At 32.9% G+C, this 26,348-nt stretch carries 30 protein-coding genes; 5 read left to right on the forward strand and 25 right to left on the reverse strand.

Features of this window, described 5'->3' with window-relative positions; genetic code table 11:
* Window positions 1–58 precede the first annotated feature (58 nt).
* The 22 genes from MJG50_RS06055 to MJG50_RS06160 all read right to left on the reverse strand — a co-directional run bounded on the left by MJG50_RS06055 (window position 59) and on the right by MJG50_RS06160 (window position 22,232).
* Entirely contained in the window at window positions 59–196 is a 138-nt protein-coding gene (locus MJG50_RS06055) for a paeninodin family lasso peptide (RefSeq protein ID WP_240253667.1), read from the reverse strand.
* A gap of 14 nt (window positions 197–210) precedes the next feature.
* Window positions 211–2,148 carry an asparagine synthase-related protein gene (locus MJG50_RS06060; protein WP_240253669.1) on the reverse strand — a complete coding sequence of 646 codons (1,938 nt, stop codon included), beginning with the start codon at window positions 2,146–2,148 and terminating at the stop codon, window positions 211–213.
* Between the two features lie 229 nt (window positions 2,149–2,377).
* Complete coding sequence (locus MJG50_RS06065; RefSeq protein WP_240253671.1) at window positions 2,378–3,388, reverse strand: polysaccharide deacetylase family protein; 1,011 nt, start codon at window positions 3,386–3,388, stop codon at window positions 2,378–2,380.
* A gap of 116 nt (window positions 3,389–3,504) precedes the next feature.
* Window positions 3,505–5,034: an MATE family efflux transporter gene (locus tag MJG50_RS06070; RefSeq protein ID WP_240253672.1), complete on the reverse strand. Its 1,530-nt coding sequence runs from the start codon at window positions 5,032–5,034 to the stop codon at window positions 3,505–3,507.
* A 235-nt stretch (window positions 5,035–5,269) separates the two neighbouring features.
* A complete protein-coding gene (locus MJG50_RS06075) occupies window positions 5,270–6,349 on the reverse strand; it encodes a polysaccharide pyruvyl transferase family protein (RefSeq protein WP_240253673.1) in 1,080 nt (359 codons plus the stop codon).
* A gap of 28 nt (window positions 6,350–6,377) precedes the next feature.
* Window positions 6,378–7,448, reverse strand: coding sequence for an EpsG family protein (locus MJG50_RS06080; protein WP_240253674.1), 1,071 nt, complete (start codon window positions 7,446–7,448; stop codon window positions 6,378–6,380).
* A gap of 88 nt (window positions 7,449–7,536) precedes the next feature.
* Window positions 7,537–8,571, reverse strand: coding sequence for a glycosyltransferase family 2 protein (locus MJG50_RS06085; RefSeq protein WP_240253675.1), 1,035 nt, complete (start codon window positions 8,569–8,571; stop codon window positions 7,537–7,539).
* A 2-nt stretch (window positions 8,572–8,573) separates the two neighbouring features.
* Entirely contained in the window at window positions 8,574–9,683 is a 1,110-nt protein-coding gene (locus MJG50_RS06090; RefSeq protein WP_240253676.1) for a glycosyltransferase, read from the reverse strand.
* 33 nt (window positions 9,684–9,716) lie between these two features.
* Entirely contained in the window at window positions 9,717–10,514 is a 798-nt protein-coding gene (locus MJG50_RS06095) for a glycosyltransferase family 2 protein (protein WP_240253677.1), read from the reverse strand.
* Window positions 10,507–11,502, reverse strand: coding sequence for an SDR family oxidoreductase (locus MJG50_RS06100; protein WP_240253678.1), 996 nt, complete (start codon window positions 11,500–11,502; stop codon window positions 10,507–10,509). Before MJG50_RS06100 ends, MJG50_RS06095 begins: the two co-directional genes overlap by 8 nt.
* Before the next feature lie 79 nt (window positions 11,503–11,581).
* Window positions 11,582–12,745 (reverse strand): glycosyltransferase family 4 protein, encoded by a 1,164-nt coding sequence (locus tag MJG50_RS06105; RefSeq protein WP_240253679.1) that lies wholly within the window; start codon window positions 12,743–12,745, stop codon window positions 11,582–11,584.
* Window positions 12,735–13,679 (reverse strand): transketolase family protein, encoded by a 945-nt coding sequence (locus tag MJG50_RS06110; protein WP_240253681.1) that lies wholly within the window; start codon window positions 13,677–13,679, stop codon window positions 12,735–12,737. Before MJG50_RS06110 ends, MJG50_RS06105 begins: the two co-directional genes overlap by 11 nt.
* Window positions 13,676–14,488 carry a transketolase gene (locus tag MJG50_RS06115; protein WP_240253682.1) on the reverse strand — a complete coding sequence of 271 codons (813 nt, stop codon included), beginning with the start codon at window positions 14,486–14,488 and terminating at the stop codon, window positions 13,676–13,678. Before MJG50_RS06115 ends, MJG50_RS06110 begins: the two co-directional genes overlap by 4 nt.
* Window positions 14,475–15,440 carry an aldo/keto reductase gene (locus MJG50_RS06120; RefSeq protein WP_240253683.1) on the reverse strand — a complete coding sequence of 322 codons (966 nt, stop codon included), beginning with the start codon at window positions 15,438–15,440 and terminating at the stop codon, window positions 14,475–14,477. The genes MJG50_RS06115 and MJG50_RS06120 overlap by 14 nt, the downstream gene beginning before the upstream one ends.
* Window positions 15,427–16,161 (reverse strand): sugar transferase, encoded by a 735-nt coding sequence (locus MJG50_RS06125; protein WP_240253686.1) that lies wholly within the window; start codon window positions 16,159–16,161, stop codon window positions 15,427–15,429. The genes MJG50_RS06120 and MJG50_RS06125 overlap by 14 nt, the downstream gene beginning before the upstream one ends.
* Window positions 16,162–16,197: 36 nt before the next feature.
* Window positions 16,198–17,379 carry a nucleotidyltransferase domain-containing protein gene (locus tag MJG50_RS06130; protein WP_240253687.1) on the reverse strand — a complete coding sequence of 394 codons (1,182 nt, stop codon included), beginning with the start codon at window positions 17,377–17,379 and terminating at the stop codon, window positions 16,198–16,200.
* Between the two features lie 32 nt (window positions 17,380–17,411).
* Window positions 17,412–17,555 carry a hypothetical protein gene (locus MJG50_RS06135; RefSeq protein ID WP_240253688.1) on the reverse strand — a complete coding sequence of 48 codons (144 nt, stop codon included), beginning with the start codon at window positions 17,553–17,555 and terminating at the stop codon, window positions 17,412–17,414.
* A 29-nt stretch (window positions 17,556–17,584) separates the two neighbouring features.
* The gene (locus tag MJG50_RS06140; RefSeq protein WP_240253690.1) at window positions 17,585–19,408 is read right to left on the reverse strand and encodes a polysaccharide biosynthesis protein; all 1,824 of its coding nucleotides are present in this window, start codon (window positions 19,406–19,408) and stop codon (window positions 17,585–17,587) included.
* Window positions 19,409–19,684: 276 nt separating this feature from the next.
* On the reverse strand, window positions 19,685–20,356 hold the full coding sequence (locus MJG50_RS06145; RefSeq protein ID WP_345893211.1) for a CpsD/CapB family tyrosine-protein kinase: 672 nt from the start codon (window positions 20,354–20,356) through the stop codon (window positions 19,685–19,687).
* Window positions 20,337–21,077: a YveK family protein gene (locus MJG50_RS06150; protein ID WP_240253692.1), complete on the reverse strand. Its 741-nt coding sequence runs from the start codon at window positions 21,075–21,077 to the stop codon at window positions 20,337–20,339. Before MJG50_RS06150 ends, MJG50_RS06145 begins: the two co-directional genes overlap by 20 nt.
* Window positions 21,078–21,261: 184 nt before the next feature.
* Window positions 21,262–21,534 carry a helix-turn-helix domain-containing protein gene (locus MJG50_RS06155; RefSeq protein WP_240253694.1) on the reverse strand — a complete coding sequence of 91 codons (273 nt, stop codon included), beginning with the start codon at window positions 21,532–21,534 and terminating at the stop codon, window positions 21,262–21,264.
* A gap of 401 nt (window positions 21,535–21,935) precedes the next feature.
* Window positions 21,936–22,232, reverse strand: a complete 297-nt coding sequence (locus MJG50_RS06160) for a DUF5658 family protein (protein ID WP_240253696.1) — start codon at window positions 22,230–22,232, stop codon at window positions 21,936–21,938.
* A gap of 287 nt (window positions 22,233–22,519) precedes the next feature.
* Between MJG50_RS06160 and MJG50_RS06165 the strand changes: the two genes are divergently transcribed.
* The 4 genes from MJG50_RS06165 (at window position 22,520) to MJG50_RS06180 (ending at window position 23,945) form a co-directional block, all read left to right on the forward strand.
* A complete protein-coding gene (locus tag MJG50_RS06165) occupies window positions 22,520–22,876 on the forward strand; it encodes a helix-turn-helix domain-containing protein (protein WP_240253698.1) in 357 nt (118 codons plus the stop codon).
* 12 nt (window positions 22,877–22,888) lie between these two features.
* Window positions 22,889–23,017: an anti-repressor SinI family protein gene (locus MJG50_RS06170; protein WP_240253700.1), complete on the forward strand. Its 129-nt coding sequence runs from the start codon at window positions 22,889–22,891 to the stop codon at window positions 23,015–23,017.
* A gap of 126 nt (window positions 23,018–23,143) precedes the next feature.
* The gene (locus tag MJG50_RS06175) at window positions 23,144–23,482 is read left to right on the forward strand and encodes a DUF3889 domain-containing protein (RefSeq protein ID WP_345893213.1); all 339 of its coding nucleotides are present in this window, start codon (window positions 23,144–23,146) and stop codon (window positions 23,480–23,482) included.
* A gap of 106 nt (window positions 23,483–23,588) precedes the next feature.
* A complete protein-coding gene (locus MJG50_RS06180; RefSeq protein WP_240253705.1) occupies window positions 23,589–23,945 on the forward strand; it encodes a DUF2512 family protein in 357 nt (118 codons plus the stop codon).
* Between the two features lie 89 nt (window positions 23,946–24,034).
* Here the strand turns inward: MJG50_RS06180 and moaA are convergent, their stop codons facing one another.
* Window positions 24,035–25,057, reverse strand: coding sequence for a GTP 3',8-cyclase MoaA (moaA, locus tag MJG50_RS06185; RefSeq protein ID WP_240253707.1), 1,023 nt, complete (start codon window positions 25,055–25,057; stop codon window positions 24,035–24,037).
* Window positions 25,058–25,256: 199 nt separating this feature from the next.
* Between moaA and MJG50_RS06190 the strand changes: the two genes are divergently transcribed.
* Window positions 25,257–25,475, forward strand: coding sequence for a hypothetical protein (locus MJG50_RS06190; protein ID WP_240253709.1), 219 nt, complete (start codon window positions 25,257–25,259; stop codon window positions 25,473–25,475).
* 94 nt (window positions 25,476–25,569) lie between these two features.
* On the opposite strand, the gene MJG50_RS06195 is transcribed toward MJG50_RS06190, so the two are convergent.
* Together MJG50_RS06195 and MJG50_RS06200 are read right to left on the reverse strand one after the other, a co-directional pair.
* Window positions 25,570–25,755, reverse strand: coding sequence for a YqzE family protein (locus MJG50_RS06195; RefSeq protein WP_240253910.1), 186 nt, complete (start codon window positions 25,753–25,755; stop codon window positions 25,570–25,572).
* A 16-nt stretch (window positions 25,756–25,771) separates the two neighbouring features.
* On the reverse strand, window positions 25,772–26,290 hold the full coding sequence (locus MJG50_RS06200; protein ID WP_240253711.1) for a shikimate kinase: 519 nt from the start codon (window positions 26,288–26,290) through the stop codon (window positions 25,772–25,774).
* Window positions 26,291–26,348: the final 58 nt, after the last annotated feature.

Below are 26,348 nucleotides of genomic sequence, written 5' to 3' on the forward strand. Positions count from 1 at the left end.
TAAAAACCCTCATACTGTAAATGTATAAGGGCTACTTTCGGTAATTAACTATTATGACTTAACTAAAATGTACCACATCATCCTCATGAGCATCTGGATCCGGTTGAACGGCATCAGGGGTTCTAGTTCCTGGTCCCGCCATTGTCATATTAATATCTAATACTTCAATAACTGGTTGCTTCCATGTCTTTTTCATAGTCTCACCCCCTTTCAAGCATACTTGTTAATAAAACGAGAAAATATTAAACTACGCATCAATATTCTAAAAGAATCATCAAAAACGATTTCGGGCTTTGGTTCATTCCTAATCTTTGATATAGATGATTTTATTTCTTCTTTATTAAGATACTCAGTTACTCGAGAGTCAGAACTGAGCTTTTCTGTCTCATCTATAAATTCATTCCATAGCGGTAGCATGCGTTGAAGTCCATCGGCTCCTTGAATACCTCGTTTACGCATATTGAGTCTAATATTATCTGGTAAGTAGTTAACTGTTGCTCTTCGAATAAGTGATCGATCTATTCCTTTTTGTACGAATTGGCCCTCTGGTACAGATAAACAAAATTCAATAACCCGTAAATCATTTGTTGGATCCCGTTCCCAAATAGCATGACGTAAAGATAACTTCGTTCCAATTGTTCCATTTAGATTCCAGTAACAGGGTTGCTCAAACTGATGCTCTCTTATCTGATATACTGTACCTAAAGGCGCTCCTAAAGGATTTATTCCGTTCTCGCGAAGTTTTTCAAATACATTTGTTTTAGTAGCAAAATCTGGGTTTATTAACATTGGTAGCTTATAGTCTGAATTTGGAGAGACTATTTTACGTATTACCGGAAATGCCTTCTTTAAGACAAAAGACATCGTTCTCCTTTTATTAACTCCCATGTTTTTACTAAACAACTGAACTTCATTGTATAATTTTGTCCAGTTTAATCTTTTCAAAAGTAATGCATAATAATCTAACGCGTGTCCCCATGAAACGGTCCAGTTCCCCCTTTGCCCATTTAGAAGTATACCTACATCATGTTGATTAGCTATTTCATAGATTCCCTTAATCCAGAATGAGTTTTCATAAAATTTATACGGCATTTCCATTGTATCGAGCCAATCATCTACTTCTGAAAGAGGACTTTTACCTTCAAAATCTAAATAGTTTTCCTTAATATTCCCTACATAATCTACTGTAGATTGAATATACTCTCTTTCATTTGCCACTCTCGTTTTATGAGTCCAATCTACGAAGTTCTCAACGGGAATATAGCTATACGTATATAATTGCTTTTTTTGTTTCCGTAACTCACTTACAGCGTAACTAGCAACTGACCCAGAATCTAATCCCCCGCTCAAATGAGAGCCCACTTGGCGATATGTACGTAATCGCGATTTAACAGCTTTATTAAAAACTTCTTGAAAAGCCTCTTCATACTCACCATTTGATTTTAATTTTAATTTCTTTCCATGAATGACTGTGCAGTATCTTGATAGCTTAATACTTTCAGCAGTTATTTTTATACTATGAGATGGTGGTATTTGATTGATATGTTTATAGACGGTTGTAGAAGTATCTAATGCATCTACCGTTACCGGTATTGCTAAAAATTCAGCAATCCACCCTTCATGTAAATCCGGCTTAATATAAGGTAATGTTAATAAAGACTTTATAACCGTGCAAAAGGCAAACCTCTGCAAATCATTATAGTAATAAAGAGTTCGGGTGCCTGAGAAATCTCTCGCTCCAAAGAATTGTCTCTTTCTCGCATCCCAAATCATGAATGCAAAATCACCCAGCAAAAACTTTGGTGACTGATCCCCCCAACGATTATAAGCAAGTAAAATCAGCTCACTATCAGTTATTTCTGCTCTATATGGAGTAGGTATATTTAACAATTCGCATAACTCATCACGATTATCTATGATTGCATCTGCTGTAATGGTTAACTGTCTCTCATGGTCAAAGTAGGGTAATTGTTCACCAACCGATTCTGGTGTGATCCATTGTGCGTGACACCCAAGAAAGACGTTTTCTTTGTTCCAGACCTGTATGTCATTTGCAGGATATTTTTGCAAAGAGTTCATAATCCCATTAATATGATCAATCGAGACAGGTTCTTGATTTAAATTATAGATTCCAGTAATCGCACTCATTTTTTCCTCCATAAGAAAACAATATAATCTAATCAATTTGTTCCTTTTAAAGAACGATTTAAATCCAAGTTATCATGTTATTTATATTACTGTCAATAAAATATACAGAATATAACTACTATTTAAATAAAACGTTATTTTCGAAAGTACTATATTTTATATGCATGTTTCTACATGTATATTGTTTTAATTTATTTCCTGAGAAATTCTTAATAAAGAACAATGTGATCTAAAAATAATTAACTCTATCAAATCCCTTTTTACATAGAAGAACTGCATCAGCACACTCTTCCATATTTGAACTTTGGAAATTGTATTTTTCATTTAAATAACTATACTTTTCTAGAATTTTCGCTAAAAAAGCAATGTTTTCATCTAGATTCACACCAAAGTTATGAGGATGCCACCAAAGATGATAGATTAGTCCGTGTTTCGCTGCATACTCCATCTCGGATGTAATTCGTCTGAGTTTAAATTGATTTAAGAATCGTAAGCTTCTAGAGTAAGGTCTTAAAAACCTACTGGAAGGAATATTTATAGGAAATTGTTCTGCTAACTGTTTCCAAGGATATGTATTATATCCCGAAATATTAAAATAAGCATCTACCAGTCTAAATAATCTTTGAAAAATTGATACATCATCCCATCTTCTTGCTTTATAGAGCCAGCTTGCTTCATTACCTCGGTAACTTTTTATCCCTAGATCACCACATAAATTTAGATATTCAGTATTGTACTGATTCCTTGGAAAAACAATACTGCCAAGATTGAACCCTTTTTTCTTGGCTATATTTATTGCTGATTTTATATCGGCCTTAAACGAATGAATATCTTGCCCTTCTTCCAAGCAATAATAATGCGATAAGGTATGACAGCCAATCTGTTGATTTGGATATGACAATATCTTGTTTATAAGTGAGAGCGCAAAATGAAATGGATCACTACTTTCATTTTCCCCAACTGATTCACTTATATGATCATAAGGTGATAAATTCTTATTTTTGTATTGTGGTTGAATCGTAGGTTTGCTGTTTATCAATTCCTTCTTTGTTTCACAAAAAAGAAATCCAACAGTTGCCCATGTTGCATGTATTTTATATGCATGAAATAATTCTAATATTGCAGGTATTGCTTTCCTAGCACCTAATAAATTTCCTCTATATTCATCAAGTGTCATTATATCTCTCATACCCCAATATAGCTCAAAATCTAAAGAAATTATTAAAGTACCAGGTTTCACTGCACACCGCCTTATTTGGGGAATATATCCATAATACAATCCTTTTTTGTAAACCATTGCCTTTGAACCTCGCTCTGTATAGAAACTATCAATCCCATAAATCCTGATGACTATTTTTAATTTGAAGTTTTCCTTTTATAAAACCTCCTAAATAATAAACTAGTTATTGATTTTCTCTCAGATCTATTGATTAGGAAGTAATATCCGAAAACAACATATAGAAGTAAGATTAATACACCATTTAAACCTAAGGTATACCAATTTTCCACATTTATTATTTTTCGAGTTATTAGCCCGAATACAATGACAATTAGGACTCCCATAATCGGACGTATAACTCCACTAAAATATGAAAATAATGGTTGTTTTGTAATATGCGCACTATATAAAGGCGTAAAAATTACATTTTTTAGAATTAAAACAATCGCGCCAGCTAATGCTATTCCATATAACCCCATACCAAAGTGTTTGCTTAAAGTAAACGCTAAGATAAGATTAAAGACTCCAAGAATTAATGTTACAATTGCTGGGGTACGAACTTTATTCAAGGCAACAGGTAGATGGAATAATGGAATTACCGCTACACCCACAACTAAAGGAATAATCAAAATGAGCAGTAAGTCATACAAATTAATAAATTCCGTTCCCAACCATACCTGAAGTATTTCTTTTCCCAGACAAATTAAAATACCTATTGGTAAAGCAAAAAGTAGACCATTTAATTTAGTCGAAAAATTTGAATAAGACTTCAATTCTATTATATTACCTTTAGCGTATAGGGAAACGATAATTGGTGCAAATATTGAAGCAGTACCGCTAGAAACTGTCCTTATTATAAGAGGAATTTGCAGTATTGCCGCATATCTTCCCGTTTCGTAAGGACCTACAACTAAATTTGCCACTAACAAATCAATTTGCAAGAAAAGGATGACACCAACATGATTGATAGAATTCCATACACCCGAGGATAACAATTCCTTAAGTTTTTGTTTATCGAATAGACTAATATGTATTTTTGCCAAAGGCATTAGCTTTTTAAAAAAATAACCACCAATAATGAATGCTATTACGCCAGATATTAGAGAAGCTAAATTAACATACCAAATCCTTGGAGTTAATAAGGTTAAGAGTAAAATAACTGCAATTGTTCGAATAATAATATTTACCGAATTAATTCCATTATTAATATACAGTTTATTAGTGCAGAAGGGACCCGTAGCATATAGCGATCCAACAAATGTAAGAATGAATAGTATTCCCCCAACAAATACACTCATCATCACATCAAAGACTAGGTAATTTGGTATATTTACTAATTTATCAACATTTAATCCAACTATTATTATTGGAATTAACAAAATTATCGATAAAAGTATTGATGAATAAAAATAGGTATTAATATATTTTTGTGCATCTTGATAATTACCCTGCTTAACTGCGACTGCTATGAATCTCCCTACCATAGAACTTAATGCAACAGTCAAAATTGAAAATGATTGAATGATATTCTGAATTAACGGAATAAATCCATATGCTTCTGGACCAAGATTACTAACTATAAATGGTGTCATCCAAAATGCTATAATCATTGAAAAAAATAAAGATACCAAAACTGAGGTAAGATTAGAAAAAAGTTGATTTCTCATTTATACACCACCAAAGTTTATGCACATCCTAAAATCTTATTCCAGGTTTATATTTTTGATTTTTTCTTTTACCACAAGAATTTTTTCAAAAATCCCCGCAACTCTACATGAATATCAAAGTTATAAGGATGCTATAATAAATGATTACATATATGATTTAATTTTACGGAGTCAGGATTTCTAAGGCTTTTAAATATAGTCTTAGAAACCGAATAATATTTCTTGTAAATTAAATCTAAATCCCCGTTGATGAACATGCTTTTATAAGCGGCTGGTAGAATTTTTTTAAATTTACATTTGGATAGTCATCTAAATTAATATTCATCAGAAATCGAATTTCTTTATTTAAAGTGTCTAGGTCTACTTTATCCATCATTTTAATGTATCCAATATTATTAAGGCATGCCTCGTAAACGCCTGAAATTTTCCTGTTAGTATTATCATATACAATGCACGGAGTTTTAGTAATTGCACAGAATATCATACAATGTAACCTGTCAGTTACCACCAATTTACTTTTCTTTATTCTCTCCCAAAATTTTTTTAATGTTCTTTCATAGTTTTCTGGCAAACTTTCTTCTAAGGTTACATTTACAGTATCAGTTATAATTAATTCATCATAATTTTTCTCGAGAAAATTTATAATCATATCACTTTCATCAATATGAGTGTTTTTTTCAGCATCATTTCTTAAACAACAAATAATTCCCTTTCTACTGTGCACAGGAAATTGTTCGTTTAAATATAGAACCATGTCGGGTATAAACCCAATATTATTATTCACAAAGTGTGTTTTCATCCTTTTAAACGAATTGTATTCACGTGTAAAAATATGAAGATTATTATGATTACTGTAAGTTTTGACAGTTTTCCTTAACATCTTTTCTCCATATGGTGTATCCGAAAATATCATTGTTTGTGGAAAAGATACAATTTTATTTTTCGGAAAATGTTCGATTACAAATCGCCGAGTATCCTCTAATGATATATAAGTATCTGACATATTGCCCCCGCCTAAGATCGTAATAATATCATCTTTTTGGCATATATTTTTAAGTGCTTTCATCCAGGCATATGTTTTAGTACTTGGAACTAGTATTATTTCATAATCTGGGAAGTTTTCCTCTAAAAAAACTTTATGGGAGTATGTAAGTGCCATATCCCCCAAATTTTGATAAAAGCCTGCTAAGAATACAAAAAACTTCTTTCTATTTCTATATTTTTCTAAATCTATATCCTCTTTCTTAGTTTTTAGTAAATAAAATAGGGCTGATTTTAGGTCATTCGGAAGCTTATTTTTGATAAAATGAATCATTTTATTTCTCCTTAACTATCATTTTTCTCTAGAAAATTAATTTAAAGTCTATTTTAAACATATACACCATTTCATAATAAAAATATCCTGTATACAATACAAAACAGGAATAGTATAGAAAGAGTGACGTTTTTTTATCAAAACAAAAAATTATTATTAGTGGTATAAGAAGTATGTTAAATATCTGAAAATAAAAAGCAATTCGCGATATGATCCAACTGTAATAAGAAAATACCATGATTATCAAGTTTAGTACTGATAAATTAACGAAAATATCACTTTTATTCCAAACTTCTTGTAATCTCTTTCTTTTCCAGAAAGCTAAAATTACCGGAACTGCATGAACGAATATACGTATTATGTTTACACCACTATCTTTTTCTGCTAGATAATTTAGGTTATTTTCATATTGAGTTCCAGCCATCACGTTTGAAATAAAAGGTATCAATAAATTAAAGCTTAAGTATCCCAATATAGAACATACCGTTAAAATAAAGGTAGACCAACTCCAAGCCTTTCTTCTTATTATAAAATAAACTGGAATCATTATTATTGCAGAACCATGAAAAGTTGCAGCTAGTAATACGACAAAAAAATATAATTTCCACTTACCCTCTATTACAAGTTTAATTGCGCAAAAAATTATAGCAGCTGCAATAAACTGTCTAATTCCATTCATTGACAATGCAAAGCAACCAGTAGTAATAAATAAAAATATCCCTAATTCAATTCGTGCACAATATTTGTAAAGCGTCCTAAATACCAATATATTTATTAAAATTGAAGTAGCAATAATTATAGTTTGAGGATGATTAGAAACATAGTTAAGTAGAACCATTAATACGCCAAAACCAAAGTCCTTTTGTTCCTGAACAAGATTCCAGTCAGTGCCTATTTCTACAAAAATTTTCCTGTATGTACCTGTATCTACAAAGCTTTGTCTGAACGCCGCAACAGTTGTAACTATAACAAAGGACAATGCTATAAAAAGTAGGTTGTTTCTTTTCTTTGATAAAGAATTAGTATTAGGAGACGAATAAACATCTGATAAATATCCAAAAAAATACGAAGAAAATAACATGCTTAACAATATCATCATAAAATTCACCCTAGTATAACAATTATTAGGTATAGTTTGCCCTTCAAATATTTTAACAAATACTTTTAGAGCATAAGCTATACTACATTCATATCTTTCCTCTTATTTTTTGACTTCTATAAATTAATTCGTAAAATAAAAGAAGACCATTTACAGATTGCATTCTTACTAATGTACTAAGTATTTTGTTTTTTAGAGATATTGAATTGGGGCAAAAACTATTTTTTAATGTTGTATATTGATTTATAATTCGGGTAATCTCTGACCTTTTGAGTTTTAAGCTTAACTCTTTATTTAAGCTTATATTCCTAAATGTAGAATCTAAAACACTCATATATAATATAAATCTTTGATTTATAATGAACTCATCTTTAAATTTCCATTCTTGTAAAAGATTTAGCTTCAAATTGGCTGCACGAAGTTTTAATTCATAAAAGTCTTTATATTTAGCATTTACTAAAGTTATACGTGGTCTTTGCATATAATGATATAAAGCCTGATCTAAGAATCCAATCCTGTTTATTCTATTCAAAACATGATAATTAAATTCTATATCTTCAATTAGTGACAGCCCTTTTGTAAACTGGATGTTATTCTCTTTGATAATTGAAAACTTGTACAGTTTATTCCATGCATAGCCTATATAATTATAGAAATTCTCCTTTATCACAAACCTATCCATATTCTCCTTTGAAAATACTCCCTTATCAGGATTTGTTACCGTTGTTTTTATTACCCTTTGTTGTATATCTTCAAAATCAGCAAAAAAACCAAATACTATAAGATCTTGGTCATTCTCTTCCAAGGCATTTATCGCAACTTCTAATAGATTTCCTTCAATATAATCATCACTATCAAGAAAATATATATACTTTCCCTTAGCATGCTGCATACCATAGTTTCGGGCATCTGACAAACCGCCATTATCTTTGTAATACACTTTTACCCTATTATCATATTTAGCAAATTCCTCAGCAATTTCACCGCTTTTATCAGGCGAACCATCTATAATGATTATTAACTCAAAGGATTTGTATGATTGCGATAATACACTTCTAATTGATTTCTCGATGTATTTCTCGACATTATATACTGGCATAATTATACTAACTAAAGAAGACATAATTATACCCCCTCAAGTAATTCTTCTACTTCTCTAACTGTTTTTTCAATACTGAAAAAGGATTTTCTTTCATTCGACTTTTCCCTGTAGTATTCTAGGAGTTTTTTGTCTTTTAATAACGTTAACATTCCTTCATGTAAACTAGCTTCATCATTTTCAACAATCAGACCATATTCATTATTTTCTCCTAGTATCTCAGTCATCCCAGAACACCTAGTTGTAACTACTGGTAAACCTAAAATAATTGCCTCAGAAACAGCGGTACTTAGGCCTTCATACCTAGAGGAACATACAAATAGATCACATTGTTTCATATACTTGTATGGATTTTTCTTAAATCCCATTAAATGAACAGTATCCTGTATATTATTCTCCACAATAAATTCCCTTAATGCTGAATCTCCTGCACCATCCCCAAAAATATACAAAGTATGCATATGACCACTATCTATTAATCTCTTGTGTACTCGTAATAATCTATCAAATCCTTTTTCTCGAACTAATCTACCTACCGTACAAACGTTCACTTGATTCTTCTGAAAAATCCCCTCTTCAACCGGTTCTTCCGAACTACTCTGAATATTCTTCACATCATTTATGTTGTACTTTACATATAATTTATTGCGTATACCGGTAACTTCAGAAAATGAATCAATAACCGTTTTAGAAACTCCAACAATTGCATCGTATTGTTCTAAACAAGTTAAAAGTTCCCTATCACTCCAAAAACATGATTTCATTGGGAATTTACGCATATCACTATGTAGCCATGCAATTAATCTTGTGTCTTTACCAGAGTAACCGCCTACTATTCTTGTTGGAACACCCTGTAAATAAGCAACAATAATATCATATTCATTTTTTATCATAATAGAAAATAATAGTGACGGTGGTAATAGCTTTAATATCTGCGAATTTCCACGAAAAACCCATTTGAAAATAGATTCATATTTAACATTAGAATTTAAATAATTCCTATTTACCCCTACATCAAATAATGTCTTTACTGTAATATCAAATTTAGATCTATCTAAGTTATTTACAAGATTCACTAGCACCCTTTCAGCTCCACCACCACCAAGAGTATTAATAAAAAATAGTACCTTCTTCAAAGAAACCACTCCAGTATTCCGTTTGTACTTCAACTATTTTATTGTTGATTTATAGGCGTATATAAAATGACTTGGAATTAATCCAATAATAATAGGTCTAAGTGCCATTGGATAGTATCTTAATGGGAACTTTAATAACTTATAACCTAATAATCTAATTTGCATTTCATGGATTCGGTATATCATCTTCCTTCTTTTGAAACAATTTAGATCCTCACGAACCTTATATAATCCTTCTTGTAAAACATTCCCACTAAATCCCGCTTCATAGAATCGAAACCAAAGATCAAGATCTTCAGCACGAATTGTCCTTTTTAATATTGTATAACCACCTAGCGCATCATATACTTTTCTTCTTACCATAATAGTGGCGTGAGAGAATGGTGAATTTGTTAACAAAGTAAATTTAGATGGATTTTCTATTCCTATTCTTGGCGATCTATCACCCTTATCATCAAAAGGAATAAGTCCTGTACCTATAAGATCACAATCTAAATGATTCTCTAAAAAATTAACCTGTTTTTCTAATCTATTTGGCATCGAAATATCATCAGCATCCATTCTAGCTACATATTCACCTTCAACATACTTCAAACAGTGATTTAGGCTTGAGGCTAGTCCCAAGTTTTTATCATTCTGTATTAATAATATTTTTTCTGGATACTTATCCCGATATTCCTTCGCAATTTGATGTGTATTATCTGTCGAGCAATCATCACACATAATCAATTGCCAGTTTATATAAGTTTGGGATAATATTGATTCTATTGCTTGTGGTATTGTTGCTTCACAATTATAAATCCCCATTATGATTGATACCTTTTTAGACATAAGATTTTACTCCCTCTAGGTTCTCCCGATACCAATCAATTGTAAGTTCAATACCTTTTGAAAAATCATAATCTGGTTGATACCCTAAGAATTTTTTTGCATTACTTATATCTGCATTCGAATGTTTAATATCACCATCTATTTCTGGCCCAAACTTCGGTTTAATTTCCTTATTAAGTAAAGTGCATAATTTGTTATACAAATCAATTAAATTATCCTGCCCCCCGAACGCAATATTAAAAGCCTTACCTACTGCATCATTACTTGCAATACATGCTTTGATATTAGCTTCTACAACATTTTCTATATATATGAAATCCCTTGATTGTAATCCATCACCATTTATAACAGGTTGTTCATTCATTAATAATTGCTTTACAAACTTTGGAATAACCGCAGCATACGCCCCGTCTGGGTCTTGGTTACGGCCAAAAACATTGAAATACCTTAGTCCAATACATTGTAAACCATACATTTCCGTATATAGTTTTCCATACTTTTCATTTATTTCTTTTGATAATGCATAAGGTGATAGTAAATTTCCTTCTTCCCCCTCAACTTTTGGAAGTTTAGGTGAGTCTCCATATACCGCTGATGATGAAGCATATACAAACCGCTTCACTTTTGCTAGCCTTGCTGCATGTAACATATTAGCTGTTCCTTTTATATTATTGTCTTCATATATAAGTGGTTCCTTCATCGAACGGGGTACTGAGCCAAGTGCTGCTTGATGTAAAACGTAATCTATTGATTCACATGCATGTAAGCATGTTTCAAAATCACGTATATCACCCTCATTAAATTCAAAATTTGAATCATGAAAAAAGTCTTGAATATTTTCCCTTTTACCTGTGGAAAAGTTATCAAGACCTCTTACTTCATATCCCATTTTTAGTAGTGCTTTTACTAGATTGGAACCAATGAACCCAGCAGCCCCTGTAACAAGAAACTTAGTACCTTCTGGGAAAGTCACATTTTCGTATCCCATATCATAGCCCCCAATATAAATAATTCATTATCTCTTATTATTTTCTAGAAAAAATACTTCGACTTATATTGTGCATTCATCAAGCACTTCCCTGTCTATTGATAAGCCATTTTCGATTTTCAATCATTTTTTCTAGCAGTTTAGTATGGTCAAAATTCTCCTCGACCAATTTCCTAGCATTGAATCCTATCTTTTCTCTTAATATCCTGTTTTTATAAAGCAATTCTATTTTTTTAACTAAGTGGTCAACGGATTTCACAGGGACTAAATATCCTGTGACACCATCGACGATCCCATTTTGTGGACCTGGAATATCAGAGGCAATGACGGGAACCCCCATTGCTCCCGCTTCAATGACGACATTTCCAAAGCCTTCACGGTAACTAGGGAAGACGAATACATCCATTGCAGCCAAATATTTTTCTCCTTCATCAGTCCAACCAACCTTAAGTACATCTTCAGATTCCTCAAACCATGATAGTAATCTCGGATCAACAGTTTTTGGTTTCTCATTAGGGCCAACAAATAATAGTTTCGTATTTGGATATTTTTGATTGATGTTTTGAAATGCTAAGATTAATTCATTGAATCCTTTTTCTGCACCAACTCTACCGAAAAAGCCAATAATCACAGTAGTTTCAGATATGTTATATTTCTTACGAATATCAATGTTATACTCTTGTTTTTTATTAATATCAAATTTCTTTAGGTTAACACCACTTGCACTTCCATTCCATACAACCCTGCTTTTTTCTATGTTGTATATCCCTTCATTCCGACAAAAGATAAGATTTCCATGACTATCCGGTTGTATATCCGTTGATAAGCTACATACCAATTTTTCAATTATTTTAAAGATCCTTCGTTTCATTCCTGTCATTCCAACGTATATAATACCCCATTGACAATAGAGCCTAATTGGCACTCTAGCAAACCAAGATGCAAGGGATGTATATAATGAAGCATTCGGTGTTGAATACTGGATAATATCGAATTTTTCTTTTTTGATTGCTTTATAGATTGAAAAGATTGCCAAAATAGAACTCCAAATATTAACTCCTCTTGACATGCGAACTGGGATGCAATTCACATATTCAGGGACTGACTTAATAAACTCATCATCCATATCGCATAATAATGTGACATCAAAACCATTTTTATGAAAATCTTCAAGACTCCATATAATAAATTGATGCATAGTTAACGATATTGTTGTTACGATACAGATTTTTTTACGTTTCATGTATTACATACCCACTTACAACTAAATTGCTTATTTTATTTACTATTTTGTATGCCGACATCCCATAACTATCCCTTAAATATTCTTGGGATCCAACTATTTCTGAGTACCTATCCTCTAAACCAATTCTTTCAAAATGTGCACGATTTCCAAAAGTACCTGCTAACACTTCTGCAACTGCACCACCAAATCCGCCTAATATATTATGCTCTTCTACTGTTACAATGAGATCCACTTCTTTTGCTACTCTTTGAATCAATTCTGCATCAATTGGTTTCACAGTTGGAAAGCTATATAGCCCAGTACTAATCCCTAATTGATTTAGTTCAATTGCTGCTTTATTAGCTTCTTCAAGAATTTCACCAGTGGAAAATATGGCAACCCTTGATCCTTCCAATATCGGTATGGCCTTGCCAATTTCAAAATCAATCGGGCCATTATGAACTGCCCTTCCACCACCACGGCCTAATCTTAAATAACCTGTACCTTCCCATTCATATAAACTTTTAACTGCTGCCTCTGTTTCAATGATATCTCCTGGTGATAATACAATTACATCAGGTAATGCTCGCATAATTGCAATATCTTCTGTTGCATGATGACTCATACCCAATGCCCCATAAGCGAAGCCACCACCAACTGCAACAATTTTCACATTCGCATTATGATATGCTGCATCATTTCGAATCTGCTCTAAACATCTTAATGTCGGAAAGTTTCCAATTGAATAAGTAAATACTATTTTGCCTTCAAGTGCCATACCAGCAGCCAGACCTGTCATATTTTGTTCAGCAATTCCGGCATTTATAAATTGTTCTGGATATGTCTCCCAATAGTTCTTCAAAACACCAAATCCTAAATCCCCTGTAACTAACATGACATTTTTGTCTTTTTCCGCTAAATCGGTAAGAGTCCGTACGAAAGTATCTCTCATGGTTTTGCTTCCTCCAGTTCAGCTACAGCTGCCTCATACTCTTCACCTTGTGGAGAACGATAATGCCATAAAATATCACTTTCCATAAAAGAAATGCCCTTCCCTTTTACCGTATGTGCGACTATACAAGTTGGCTTTTCTAGGAGATTAGGATTGATTGAAAGGGAAGTTCGTAGTTGATTATGATCATGACCATCTACTTCAATTACATTCCAACCAAAAGCCTTCCATTTTTCTTCCATAGGTGTAATTGCGATTGTATCATCACAATATGTCAGGCTTTGCATTTTATTATGATCAATTATCACAATAAGATTTGAAAGTTTGAAATGATTAGCGAAAAGAACAGCCTCCCAAACCGAACCTTCATTACATTCTCCGTCACCAAGTGTCACAATTACGCGATGATTCTTCTTATCTTTTTTCGCAGCCAAAGCCATACCCACACCAACTGATAGCCCATGTCCTAATGAACCAGTTGAAAATTCGATACCCGGTACACCTTTATGAGAGATATGCCCAGATAAACGACTACCATCTGCGTAATGTGTCATTAACTCATCAACCGGAAAGAAACCTACTTCAGCAAGTGCAGAGTATACTGCAGCACCTGCATGACCTTTACTGAGAATAAACCGATCACGTTCTTCTAATTTTGGGTTCCCCACATCATATTTTAAAATATCCGAATATAAGACACCGAGAATATCTGCCAATGACAAAATACTCGCAATATGAGATCCTTTCGAAATACGTGTCATTTCAACCCCATGTCTTCTAATTTTCCAAGCTAGTTCAAGACTGTTCAACCAATTCACCTCCATATTCAGAGACTTTTTCTAGTAAATTTATATGTTCTCTTCTCAGTGACCATCCAAGTCCTTGCATATTAGATTCAATTTGAGTCGAAGTTTTAACACCAGCTAGAACTACAGATTCAGGGATATAATCTAGTATCCACCTCAATGCAATAGCTGGAATCGGTTTATTAATTTCAGATGATATCTCATTTAAAGTTTCTACTATTTTAAGATTGTGCTGAAATTTAGTACCGTGGAAATTTTGATATATTTCCCTAGAACGACGATCATCTTCCTTAAATTTAGTTTTTCCATTGTATTTGCCTGTTAATACTCCTTGACCGAGACTCCCCCAAGCTAAAGGAGAAAGATTTAATCCTGATGATATTTTCATGATTTCATTTTCATTGCTGCGATTTGCCAAACTGTATTCATCTTGAAAACTCGTAAAATAGTTTTTAACATCATTTAGCTCCGGTATATCTTCTATATATATATTTGATAAACCGTAACATCTAATAAGCCCTTTTTGTTTTAATTTTTCCAACTCATTTACGACATCATGTATGGACGTTTTCCCATCCCGATAATGGATTTGGTACAAGTCGATATAATCTGTCCCCAATCTTTTTAAGCTTCCTTCAATTGCAGATTGAATCCATCCTGGACTATTATCATAAAAGGAATTTCCATTATTGTCTCTTCTAACTCCAAATTTTGTTGCGATAACCGCATTTTGTCGTTCACCCTTTAATGCTTCACCTAATACTGTTTCAGATTCACCTAATCCATATATATCCGCCGTATCAAAAAAATTGATTCCTTCGTATATTGCAGTATTTACAGCCTGAATTAAATCATCTCTAGAAGTCTTCCCCCATCCGTGCCCACCCATTGGGCAGCCACCTACACAAAGTCTTGAAACGATTAACTCAGAGTTTTTCAATCTAGTATATTCCATGTCTTTTCTCCCTTTTAATCTTGAAAACTAGGCTTATTATTTTTCCTAATACACTAAAGCATGTAAAAAAGAACAGCTTAAGATCTAGTAGTATAGATTGTGTTTGCACATATTTAATTCGTAATAGATTTTTTCTTTTAAGAACAAGTTTTTCATATGCCTCATCAGCATTGTAAGGTCCCACTATTTCATCGAGTGATATAAATTCCATTGAACTTATATCGGTTATTCCTGGCCTCACAGCCAAAATCATCTGTTCATCACCTTGGTAGTTCGATGTATACTTTGTTAATTCTGGCCTCGGGCCGATAAAACTCATATCCCCCTTAATGATATTCAATAATTGAGGTATTTCATCTAGCTTACTCTTTCTCAAAAATGCACCTGTTTTTGTGATTCTTGAGTCATTTAGTGCAGTTGTTCCTCCACCAAGCTTCTCGGCATGTTCAACCATTGTTCTGAATTTGAAAATATAAAATTCAGAACTGTAACGCCCTGCCCTATTACCTCTATAAAAAATAGGACCGGGAGAGTCTGCTTTTACTAGGATAGAAATGATAATCATTAAAGGCAAAAGTAAAACTAATAAAATAAGTGCACTTATTAAATCAAAACCTCGTTTTATCACATTGTTATAAAAATGTTTTGCTTTTGATAATTCATAAATCCCCTTTAATTCAATGATATGATTTGTATTTCTTTCATATCCAATATTCCCCATCACATCTGACCACCTTTTATCTGTATATGGATCCTATTACGTTAATCCGCGCCTAAATGCTTTTCTCCACGTCCACAAAAAAGGCCGTAATGGAAAATATAAAAAATGCAGGAACTTAGGTAATGGCAAAGTTTCTGCATCAATCGGAAGAGGATGTAAGCAACTAAGATAAAAAATCACTTTATTCTTCAATGTCTTTAAGGCTATAAGATGTCGTAGTAAGTACTCATCAGTTTCTTTGGAAGTCGTAGGTGTTTGTAAATTTTCTATTCTTTCAAGGAAATAAATCGCTTCTTGTGCAATCTTTTTAGAATGATTGCCAACCATTTTTCCCATCAGCATTTCATTAATTGAAGATTTTAATAATTGATTCATTAAAATAAATACCTGTCCGATTATATGTGTAGACTGAAACTTTCTCGAAAGTAGAGATAACTCCTCCCAATTTAGTTCTTTTTTATACAAACGGTCGATATCTATTAACCATCTCAATCTGAACCAGCCGTGTCGCGCACCATGATATACAAGAAAAAGGAATAAGTCCTCTTTACCCAGGTGACAGACTGGGATATTCATATAGAAGGTTTTCGACTTACGCCTCCATAACTCTTGAAAGCTTGGCTCTTTCCCAGGACCAGGATTTAATCTCCAATGAACTTCTAGTTTTACACTTGTTACAGAGTGAAAATAAGTCACATGGTGTTCTCTCCACTTCCAGCCACCTAATAAATTTTCATGATTCCCTTCCTTCACATACCCTTGATTTACAAGTATTTCATTCACTTTATTTAAGTCAGCAAATGGAATTAACATATCTAAATCTGTTGATGTACGATAAGAAAGATTGCCATATAGGTTATTTGCCAGAATAGGGCCTTTTAAAAATAATGAGCGAATATCATGATTTGTTAAACATTCACTTATACGGGCCATTTCTGCCGTTAATTTCAGCATATTAAAGGTGTTTTTTTTATATTTCTGTTCCATTGACTGAATAACATTTGGTGGGACATTCTCACAGTCTTTAAGCTTTAAATATAGTAAAGGAAATACGCGATGATGAAATGCTAGTTCGGTAAATGTTCGCCAATCTAAATTCGTATACCAGTTAGGATCGTTCTTTTCTAATTGTTCGATATGATCTGTTTGTATAATTGCTAATATGACCTTTAGTTCATTTGGGACCCTTTGCAAGTCAAGATTAATTGTAGTTGCCACAACCCTCACCTTTTTCCTTCTTTTCTAATCATTCACATTGGAGAACAAATTGAGATGATTTTTTCTTTAATCATATTCACAATCTCAATTGCATCGACATCCTTTGTTTCCTGATTTTTAATACTGATCAATATTTCTTCTAATTGCTTTAATGAAAGCTTTTCTGATATGTTCATTAAGTAACCTCACCAATTGAATGGTACAATTATGCCTCTATTGGAATTAATGTTTGAGAAACAGCTGTGCGATTTGCTAATGATAGAAGAGCTTTACGAATTTCTTCCTTCGATAAATTTGGATAAGTCGAAATGATTTGCTCTATTTCTTCTATATATAACTGTGCTGTTTTTCCCACATAGATTTTTGGATAGATTTGCTGATCATGAACTTCATCATCCTTCAATAGTTCTTCAAATAATTTTTCTCCAGGTCTAATCCCGGAAAACTCTATCCCAATATCTTCGATTGTATTACCTGATAATCGAATTAAATTTTTTGCAAGATCGACAATTTTAACAGGATCTCCCATATCAAGCACAAAGATTTCACCACCCTTTGCTAATGAACCTGCTTGGATGACTAATCTTGATGCTTCAGGAATTGTCATAAAATAACGCACCATATCGGGATGGGTAACCGTAATTGGTCCTCCTTTTTCAATTTGTTTCTTAAATAATGGAATAACACTGCCTCTACTCCCCAATACATTTCCAAACCTTACAGCAACAAATTTTGTGTTACTTATCTTGTTCATATTTTGAATAATCATCTCTGCTAACTTTTTCGATGCACCCATAACACTTGTTGGATTAACTGCTTTATCAGTTGAAATCATTACAAATGTATCAACACCATGCCAGCTTGCTGCATTTGCCACATTTCTAGTACCAATCAAATTATTTTTTATTGCTTCCTCTGGATTTCTTTCCATCAAAGGTACATGTTTATGAGCTGCTGCATGATACACGACATTCGGGTGATATGTATCCATAACAGCCATCATTTTCTTTTCATCCTGTAAATCAGCTATTTCAGTAATAAATTCAATTTTTGAAGTTCTATATAATTCTCTTAACTCCATTTCGATTGAATATATACTATTTTCACCGTGACCTAATAAAATGAGTTGCCTTGGATTAAATTCGGATATTTGCCTGCAAATTTCCGATCCAATTGATCCACCTGCACCAGTAACTAAAATAACTTTATTGGTCACATACTCTGAAATACTGTCAATATCGAGTTCGACTTGTTCTCTCCCTAATAGATCTTCAACCTGAACATCTCTGAATTTATTCACTGAAAGCTTTCCAGTTATTAAATCTTCTAACATTGGTAATATTTGTGTTTTTGCTTTTGTTTTAGCACATTCATTAAAAATGATATTAAGTTCCTTTTTCCTTAGGGACGGGATAGCAATGATAATATGATCGATTTTTAGTTCGGCCACTGCATTTTCTAGCTTGTCAATTCCACCAATAACTGGGATCCCGAGTATATCAAGATTTTGCTTTTTAGCATTATCATCAATATATCCAATTGGCAACAGCTCAGATTCATTATTAAGGAGCTGTCTTGCTACCATTGTTCCTGCTGAACCCGCTCCAATGATTAATGTTCTTTTTCTAGAATCATTATTTTTAATGTATGTATCTCTGTATACTCGCCAACAAAAACGTGAGCCACCGATAATTAACATATGGAGCATCCACGTAACGAATAGTAATCGATAATAGACTTCTTGGTTAATAAGCTGTTGTAAGATTGCTGCTAAAACTATTGATAGAGTAATAGCTTTGCAAATAATGACGAGTTCACCAATACTTGCGTATTCCCATGCCTTTTTATAAAGTTTAAATTTATAAGCAAATATATGATGGCTCATAAGCAAGGAAATTGAAATGATTGTAGTTGATACAGTAAAAACAGAAAAACTTGCATCTACTAAAAAACGGCTGAAGAAAATAGATGTTACTACAATGACAGAATCAATAAAGATAAACAACGATATCCTTTGACGATATGTCACAATCTTCCCCCTTTCTAAAGATTTTTATATTTATTTAGTTTAAAATCTTTACCAATACGTCTTTACATTTAAAAACGATATTGGTAAAAATTTTAAATTGAAGGGCATCTAACCCATCCTCACACCACACTCCCGTCGACTAGCGACTAAGGTCTCTCAACCCACAGCATGACCGAGTGCCTCCATTCGTAATGGTAAGGAGGCATCACCAAAAGTTTATTTAAATAAAGAACAATTTATTCTTAATAAAGAACGTTTTAGTAAAAAAATGATAATTTACTTACTATTATTTAGAATAACTCCGATTATTTTTGCTTTTGCTATATCTAGTAATCTCTTAGCTTCAATGGCTTTTTTAGTTTCGGTTTTGCCACTTTTAATAACAAGGATGACCCCATCACATAAATTTGCTAAAATTTTCGTATCAGATGACTCCAGTATTGATGGTGAATCGAATATCACAATATCATATCGCTTTAGTGTCGATTCAATTAGATCAAACATTGTTCTAGATCCAATTAATTCGGATGAATTAAATGGGATTGGTCCACTTGGTAATACTTCTAGCCTACCAAATTCTGTTTTTACTACCGCATCATCAAAAGATTGTTTACCCCTCAAAATATCTGTCAGACCGATGGAGTTATCTAAATTAAAAGTCATATGAACAGATGGTTTTTTTAAATTTGTATCAATTAATAATACTCTTTCCTTTTGCTGTACAAGTGAAACTGCCAAATTTACAGCTGTTGTTGATTTTCCTTCCTCACTATTAGTTGAGGTAATCAAAAATGATTGATTTTTCTTCACACCGTTAATGAATTGAATATTCGTACGAATTGTCCTGTATTGTTCAGCAATGAATGATTCAGGGTAAGACATTGTTGTTAAACTTTTTTTTCTAAATATATCCCTAGGTTTGAAAATATTAGGAATCAATCGTCTCACCTCTTATCTTTAAAATTTGCGGCTTTATCCTTTTCCTACGTGTATTTCTCTTATTAATTTTTGCGACTGATCCCAACACTGGAAGTCCAAGAAACTGTTCAACATCCTGTTCAGTTCTTATCGTATTTTCCAGGGCATTTAATAAAAAGGCTAATCCTACACCACCTAGAATTCCGACCACAAATGCGGCTAATATCATTTTCATTTGATTATCATTAATCGAAGCTGGATTTGGTTCCGCCTTTGATAAAACCTTAACACCTCTAAAATTCATTATATTAACGATTTCACTTTTAAAAACGGAGGCTGTTGTATTAGCAATTTTTGCTGCTTGTTCTGCATTAGAATCAACCACTTTAATGCTGACTACTTGAGAATTCCCAATATTCGATACTGATATTTGTTTTGCTAACCCTTCCGCGGATCTGTCAATCTTTAGTTCTGCTGCAACATGCTCTAACACTGCCGGATCTTCAATAATAACTTGAAGAGTTTTTATCATCTCTTGATCAGTATTCAGAATTATTCGAGTAGAGGACTCATACAGTGGGACATTATTATAGACTGTATAAAAATACCCTGCTGTAGTTGTTACAATGGTAAACAATATAATGATCCAAAAACGTCTTTTAATAATTATATAAATATTTTTAAGATCGATTTCCTTTTCAACTAAAGTGTCTACAAATTTATTACTAGACTGTTGGTTGTTATCCCTCACTTAGTCACCTTCTATTCCTTTTCTAACAGTTTCGCTCGTTCTAAATAAAGAACATGTTTATAAAAAATAAATCACTTATTTATCATTGTTCAAAGTGGAAAACTTGATATAGTATAAGGATAGTTCTTTATAACGAACCTGTCAACTGTTTTTTAGTAATTTTGTACTAGCCAATCAAACTCTTTTACTTTTTTCTTTCTGTCGTTAACACATACTGATCTTGTTCGTTCTGCTGCGAAATTTCATCATTCTTTTTCAAATCAAAAAAATATGAGATATCAACCTTATAATAATTTGTAAGTCTTTCTAAAAAATCAACTGTCGGTTTACGAAGCCCTCTTTCAATTTTGGATAAATTACTATAATTGAATTGTACCTCTTCCCCCAATTTCTTCAGCGTTAAACCACGTTGAGTTCTCAGCCATTTAATTTTGTCACCAATATGTTCTTTTTTCATGTACGTCATTCAATCTCCTCGCATTTTAATATGTATTCGGGTTGTTCTTAATAAAGAATAGATTAATGTTATCATGGTTTGTCTATTTGAACAATAATATTTTTAAAAATATGTAAGATTGGGTATTAATACTTAATAACGAATGAGACTTACTAACTTATTTTATATATATTTTTCTATTTTAGAATCGTAATCGATTTTATTCTCATAGTAATCCTTTATACCTTGATTAAAACCGGAATGATTCTTTTTTTCTACCTCACGTACTCTTACATCAGAAATATCATGTTGACATATTGGACAAATCCATCTCCCAATATTACTAGCACTATACGATGGTCGATAGCAATTATCACATACTTTTTTATACACAAGTGTCACCTCTCTAATAAGAAAATTTTTCAAATGAAGTAAATGATCCAAAATCCATGCAATATGAATATTGCAGTGTATATAATAGAAGTTAATGTCGCCAAAACCCTTACCCAACCTGTAGTAGGTAATTTATTCAACAAAATAAATCCACCCAATGTAATTGATAATGCAAATTTCATACCCATAAATAGAAGGGGATCTTTCTCGTAAAGATAATTCATTAGTGGGTTTACTTCAGTTATTACTAAAAGCTGCAATCCAACATATGTGAAAATTCCGTCTAACAGATTTACAATTGCTAAATAAGAAAATATAACTTTCATAGCATCCTCACTCGCTCCATCTATTCTTTATAACGAATTATTTATCAAAATAAATAAGCACAGATGTATGAATACCCGGCAATTTCTCCTTATGAATCGCTTTGAGTATAAGTTATTAGTACTAATTATGAAAAACATCAAAATAAGCCGTTTTTTCTTAATAAAGAACACTTTTCTTTTATTTCCTCCTGATTCCTTTCATTTTCTTACTATTTTGTCATTTTATAAAGAACGAATTGTTCCTTATAATGAACATATCGATTAGTTTTTTTATGAGGAGAAAGAGGATGATAGGAGAGAGAATTAAATTACTACGGAGGAAAAAGAAATATTCGATTACGGAATTAGCAAAACGAGCTGGTGTTTCAAAATCCTATTTAAGTTATATTGAACGGGATGTTCAAAACAATCCTTCTCTTCAGTTCTTATCAAAAATTGCAGTGACATTAGATACAACCATTGAGTATTTGTTAGGCGGAGAAATGAATTCTAAAAGAACGGATGAATTATTGGACGGGGAATGGACAACTCTTTTGCAAAAGGCAATTGATGAAGGAATGAGTAAGGCTGATTTCAAGGAATATCAGGATTATATCAAATTTAGAAATTGGAGAAACGCGAAGGAAGAATTCAATAATAAGTAACGGAGGATACAAATGGGAATTGATTTGCTGGAGAAAAATCAATTAGATCAAGAGTGGATTCAACTAATAGTGGAAGCCCAAAAATTAGGTATACCAGTAAGTGAAATTCAGGATTTTTTTAAAAATAGTTCTAATTCATAGATATGCAAAGCTCCCCACTTATTTATATTGGGGAGCTTTTCTTTCTTTTGGTCCCAATTATTTTTGTGTATAAGAAAGAATACGATTGAAAACTCTAAGGACAAAGTGAGGTGGATTCAATTGAGAATGATTGTCTTCATGTTAATAAGTGGTTTGTTTATTGTAATGAGTCCATATAATTTCGTGGAGAATGGGAACACAGTTATTGCAGCTACGAAAAAGCCAGTTCCTGAATATGCAAAATGGGGCAAGCTTGCGATGAAAGAAACGCAAAATAAATATCCACAAGCACAAATAATCGATTATTTACATATGGGGAGAGAAATAAATAATGGGAATACGACAGAAAGATTCAAGCTTTGGATCAGACAAGAAAAAATGGAGTTTGGTGTATTTGTAACGATAACATTTGATACAAAGACAGAAAAAGTTGTAAAGATCATGATTATTGAAACCCCTAAGTAGTATCTACTCGAAAACAAATAGCAATTCGCAGTACTTGACACCTAAATGGGTACATAAAATTTGTTTTAATGTAAAAAATAGACCTTAAAGGAGGTGTTTGATTGCTATGACAGGTTTTATAATGAAAATTATTCTCATGCCTTTAGTTGTGGCAATTTGTTCAGGTATCTTCGGTAATGTTGATTATGTATCTTGGTACCAACCGATTGTTGTTGGTTTAGTCTTAGCAATTGTCGGACAGTTATTAGAAGTCATGATGTTAAGAAGAAGTACAACCTTTATGACTGATATTGTTGATTTTGTTTCTGCAGCATTGATTGTCTATTTTGTATCACAATATCTTGATGGTGCATTTGTTACATTTTGGGGCGCAATGTTAACAGCACTTATCATTACGTTAATCGAAATTCCAGTTCACCGTTGGCTAGTGCGATCCGGAAGAGCTGAAAAGTCCCCTGCATAGTTTATAAGCTGAAGTGCCTTGTTCAAGGAACGTCGACTAAAAGCTATAAAAAAATGACTCCTGCATTGTGCTTATGCAGGAGCTTTATATTAACCACCAATATATGACATCTCTATCTTATTTCGATTTTTTGCACTCGCTTCAGTCCGTTCGTCTGAATAACGGTCTGTTCTTCCTTGCCAAATAGATTGAAGCTTTTCATCGATTTCACTTTCTGATACATCCGAACGAACCAACTGACGCAAATCATGTCCACTTGTAGCAAATAAACAAGTGTATAACTTACCATCGGCAGAAATTCTTGCACGAGTACAGCTTGAACAGAACGATTCAGTTACTGATGAGATAAAACCAATTTCAGTATTAGTCCCAACATAACGATAACGTTTTGCAACTTCACCAAAATATTCAGCATCGACAGGTTCAAGTGGCATTTCCTGATGTATCATATCATGGATAATCTTCTTTGGAACAACTTGGTCAAAATTCCAGCCATTTGTTGTCCCTACATCCATAAATTCAATAAAACGTAAAGTGATTCCTTTCTCTTTGAAAAATCTGGCAACAGGCAGAATTTGTGAATCATTTACACCCTTCCGAACAACCATATTCATCTTGACGTGTAGACCTGCATCGACTGCAGCATTAATCCCAGATATGATTGGTTTAACCCCAACAGATCGACCATTCATACTTTTGAAAATATCCTCTTCCATCGCATCAAGACTAATATTTACCCGTTGTAATCCAGCCGCTTTTAGCTGTTGTGCATATTTTGGTAAATAGACTCCATTTGTTGTTAAAGCAATATCCTCAATGCCTTCAATCCGATTTAATCGTTCAACTAGCTCTGGCATGTCTTTTCTTACTAATGGCTCACCACCAGTTAGGCGAATTTTTTTAACACCTAACTTAACAAAGCTTCTTGTTAATGATTCTATTTCTGAAAAGGATAATAGTTCCCCTTGCTTTAAAAATTGATAATCGTCTCCGAATATTTCTTTTGGCATACAGTAAGAGCAACGGAAATTACATTGGTCAGTAACAGAGATTCGCAAATCACGTAGAGGACGATTTAACTGATCAACAATGATGTCTCTTTCATTTGTCATGTCTTTAGTCACTCCTATATTTTCAAGTACATCTTACTCTATCATACTAGTAAATTGTTGTGAATAGCAACAAATTGGGTCTAAAAATGAGAATAGCAAAATTATTTTTATAAAGGTGGACAAACGCCCACTACAACTAGGTAATTGTAACATATTCATGTTAATGTAGGCGAATTACAAATGTAGGAGGTAAGGAATAATGTATAGACAAATGATGCGTCCACAAGGATATGGACACGGAAGGCCGCGAAGACCTTATTGGGGTGGGCCATTAATTGGCGGTTTATTAGGAGGACTTGTAGGAAGTACAATCTTCAATCCATATTTTTATGGCGGATATGGTGGATATGGCTACGGTTACGGATATCCACCTCGTCCACCATATTACCCATATGGTGGATATGGATACTGGTATTAAGAAACTTACAAATGCCTTGTCTAAGCACTCTAGCTAGACATTTATGCACAAAATATACTTTCTATCAAAAAAGCTGACCAAGGTCAGCTTTTAATTAATGTTTTCGACTTCTTTTTATTAAAAGCATTAATGCGATTGGCAAAATCCCAAACCATCTATTCGAAAAAGGGGCTTGTTCATCTTTACGTTGCTTTCGAGTTTGTTTCCTGATTTCCTTCGGTTTATCAATATAACTAACGAATTGTTGGGTAACATATTTTACATAATCATTGGTTTTCATCATAATCCCACCTTCGTTAGTCATTATTTCCCCCTTTTTTAAAATCTAACCATTCAATAATTTCATGAATAATCTGATCTATATTTTTAAAAGTCGTATCAACAATGAAATCTGCTTCTCGGTATAATGGCAGACGTTCATGAAAAAGTTGAATCGTTTTTTCCCTTTGCTGAACATCAAAAAGCGGACGCGTTGTATCATCCTTTAACCGTTCAAAAATGAGCTCAATCTCACAATGAAGATAGATGATCTTTCCATGTTGTTTCATCCAATTCCTATTTTCAGCTTGAGTAATGATCCCACCACCCGTAGTTACGACTATATCGGTAGTAGGTAATTCTTTCAAAAATTCCTGTTCATATGCTCGGAACTTTTGCTCACCATGCTTTGAAAAAATTGCAGCAATTTTTTCTCCGACTTTTTGTTCAATATAATGATCCGTATCAATTACTTGAACATTAAGTGCTTCGGCTAATTTATCTCCAATCGAAGTCTTTCCTGCCCCCATAAAGCCAGTAATATATATTGCTTTCATAATAGCCTCCAACAATAATTATATACAGTAGTATATATAAGATTGTACATCATCACAA

The sequence above is a fragment of the Fredinandcohnia quinoae genome (assembly GCF_022427965.1).
GTDB classification, from domain to species: Bacteria; Bacillota; Bacilli; order Bacillales; family Bacillaceae_L; genus Ferdinandcohnia; species Ferdinandcohnia quinoae.